Annotated in this window: 4 protein-coding genes; all 4 read left to right on the forward strand. The window is 58.9% G+C overall.

All coding sequences use genetic code 11. The annotated features are described in order from the left end of the window. The coding region (locus IRZ24_RS19080; protein ID WP_297167950.1) for an ATP-binding protein at positions 1–269 on the forward strand (269 nt) is incomplete at its 5' end. Positions 270–434: 165 nt separating this feature from the next. After that, positions 435–1,265, forward strand: a complete 831-nt coding sequence (locus IRZ24_RS19085; RefSeq protein WP_297167953.1) for a HAMP domain-containing sensor histidine kinase — start codon at positions 435–437, stop codon at positions 1,263–1,265. 237 nt (positions 1,266–1,502) lie between these two features. Next, entirely contained in the window at positions 1,503–1,742 is a 240-nt protein-coding gene (locus IRZ24_RS19090) for a hypothetical protein (protein WP_366914336.1), read from the forward strand. Positions 1,743–1,773: 31 nt separating this feature from the next. After that, positions 1,774–2,226 carry a hypothetical protein gene (locus tag IRZ24_RS19095; RefSeq protein WP_297167958.1) on the forward strand — a complete coding sequence of 151 codons (453 nt, stop codon included), beginning with the start codon at positions 1,774–1,776 and terminating at the stop codon, positions 2,224–2,226. Positions 2,227–2,691: the final 465 nt, after the last annotated feature.

Genomic DNA, 2,691 nt, shown 5'->3' on the forward strand with positions numbered 1-2,691 from the left:
CCCCGCCTAATTCGTGGCCAGCGCAAGATGTTTATACCAGCCCGGTTGTAGCGGTTACCGATACCGGCAGCGGCATCCCCACCCAGGCCCTGCCCCGCATCTTTGACCGCTTCTATCGTGCCGATGAGGCACGCCGCGGTGACACCGGAGGTAGCGGCCTGGGCCTGGCCATCGTGCGCGCCATCATTGAGGCCCACGGTGGCAAAATCTGGGCCGAGAATGTGCCAGGGGCCGGTGCCCGTATCCTCTTCACACTGCCTCTGCTATAATGGCCGCAACAGTTTCACAGCACTTCCCTAACAGGTTCACTGACAGAGAGAGGCCTGCTAGCCAGCCAAGGAAGCCCACGGCCCAGGCTGGATTAGGAGAAAATGGCCAAAGAAAGGGCAAGAGGCATCATGAACGCTGAGCAAGACCAAGCAGCAACTGACCCTTTGAAGCAAAGTGAGAGTCGCAAGCGCAGTGAGCCAGAGAGAGAGGCCCAGCTCAAGGGCGGCCTCACCCTGAACAATCTGCCGCTGGCGCGCATTGCCCATGAGCTGCGTGCACCCCTCAACCGCATCAATGGCTTTCTCGATCTGCTCCTTGCCGAAGAAGAAGTCATCGACGGCACTGCTCCCGAACACGAGAGGTCCCAGCCCACCCAGGAGACCCGCGACTATCTCCAGCGCGTCCGGGCTAGCAGCGAGCAACTCTACGTCTCTTTAGAGAACCTGCTCTGTCTGCTGCGAGCCGCCAGTGGCCAGCTACGTCTGAGCAGCGAGAGCCTGGCCTTGGACGAACTGATAGACAGCGCCCTAGAAGAACTAGAGTACACCGCACGGCTGCGCCGGCTGCGGATAGAGAAGCATCTCCCCCAGGATCTGCCCGCCCATTGCCGGCACCTGCAGAGCGATAGCCAACGCGCGCGCCAGATTCTACGTAACGTCCTGGCCAATGCTCTCCTCTACACTCCTGCCGGCGGCCAGATTGAGATTGGAGCGACTGCTGCCACCTTGCCCACCGGTCTGCCCGCTGTAACGCTCAGCATCAGCGACGCCGGCGTCGGCATCCGGCCCGAAGTCCTGTCCCATGTCTTCGAACCATTCTATCGAGGCGAGCCGCCGGCGGGCAGCGAAGAGCTGCTAGAGGGGAGCAGCACCGGGCTGGGCTTGGGGCTGAGCATCGCACGCCTCCTGGTGGAACTGCTCGGCGGGACGATCGCTATTCAGTCTGCGCCTGGGGCTGGTACCACAGTCAGGATCACTCTGCCCACGCTGGTATGAAAAAGTACAGTCATGCAGCCCTTGACTCAGGTTGGTAAAGCGTGCTATCCTGATTCTAACCTGTATCAGGCTTCTATCCTTCGCCCCGGGGTCAGATCAGGGCTGACGCAGCGCGCTGAAGAAGGTGCAAGGGAAAAAAAGAGCAGGAAAGCAAGGAGAGGAAGCCAGTGCAGGTTAGCTCGGTTCGTGTAGTGTGCTTGCTTGTCTGTGAAACAGAGAAGGAGTTTAGCTTTGGGAATGCTACGGGTAATGTCCCGTCGCGGCGATGATCGGATCTCCTGGGATCTGCAGAAGGTTGAGGCCAACGATCCCGAAGCCCTGGCAGCTGTGCGCGAGGCCGAACGTATCTTTCGCGAAGAGCGTATGCGTGGTGCCACGGCCTTTAAGGTCGAACCAGGCAAGCCAGCGCAGCGCATCGATGAGTTTGATCGAACAGCCGAGCAGATCGTGATGGTGCCGCGCGTCGTAGGAGGCTAACCGGCGTAACTGGCGAGGAGCGTAAGCTGCTATGTTGGAAACTCTCACGCTCTTCCTGGGTATCTGGCTGCTCTTTTTGCTGCTGGCAATCTACTATCTCTCCCGCTCTCTCGACGGCAGCAGCAGCGGGCCACGCCTCTCTCGCAATGAACGCCTCTCCGCTGAGAGCCGCGCCAAAGCGCTGCTGCGCGAGATGCTGACAGAGAGCCAGTATCAGCAGCTGATTAAGTACGGATACCTGGAGGTGGCCAGCCCCTCGATCAGTCATCGTGTCTACCGTATTCCCGGCTCCGGTGGCCTGGTCAAGGTCTATGAACGCGGCTGCCCCATCATGGAGCTGTGCCTGCAGCCCGCCGAGCCTTTGCCCGACGGCGATGTGGTGGTGATGCACAAGCTGATGATCGAGGGAAACGAAGAGGAGTACCTGAAAAAAGCAAACCACTTCGCTCCCGGGATCATCTCCTTGCGCTGCCAGCACCTCTAAGCAGCTTTGTTTGTCACTACTACCTGCTAGACTTACTTGTGAGATAGCTCTCTGCTGCGTGCAGGTGGGTCAGCCCGGCTGAGCGCTGGCAAAAGCAGCCAGTCCCCCGAAGAAAGGCAGGCTGAATAAGCCGCTGGCTCGCTGCTCTACCTGGCGCTTCGCCCTGCCCCCTGCCTGTGGCAGGGGTAGGGTCTATTCCGTCCCTTACCTTCTCTCCACCCTTCCCCTTGTTGCTCTCCGCCTGCGCATTCTCTGCCTCCTGCCTCAATGCCAGGGAGCGCGGACAACGCTTCCCCTAAGCTCCTGCTTTGTCCCCTCGCTTGTTAATCTTCCCCCTATATAGACGTACTTCTTTTTAGAGGGCATATATGTCTCCTCTGAACATACTACTTATGGCGTATGTTCAGTATATATGATTATCTTCATGAAAGGTGAATGGGGTGTAGAAAGAGAAGAGGGTAAGGG

The organism is Thermogemmatispora sp. (genome assembly GCF_019683755.1).
Classification (GTDB): domain Bacteria; phylum Chloroflexota; class Ktedonobacteria; order Ktedonobacterales; family Ktedonobacteraceae; genus Thermogemmatispora.

Coding starts and splice junctions, on each gene's coding strand:
- IRZ24_RS19090 (WP_366914336.1), top strand. CDS start 1,503: ATGCTACGGGTAATGTCCCGTCGCGGCGATGATCGGATCTCCTGGGAT.
- IRZ24_RS19095 (WP_297167958.1), top strand. CDS start 1,774: ATGTTGGAAACTCTCACGCTCTTCCTGGGTATCTGGCTGCTCTTTTTG.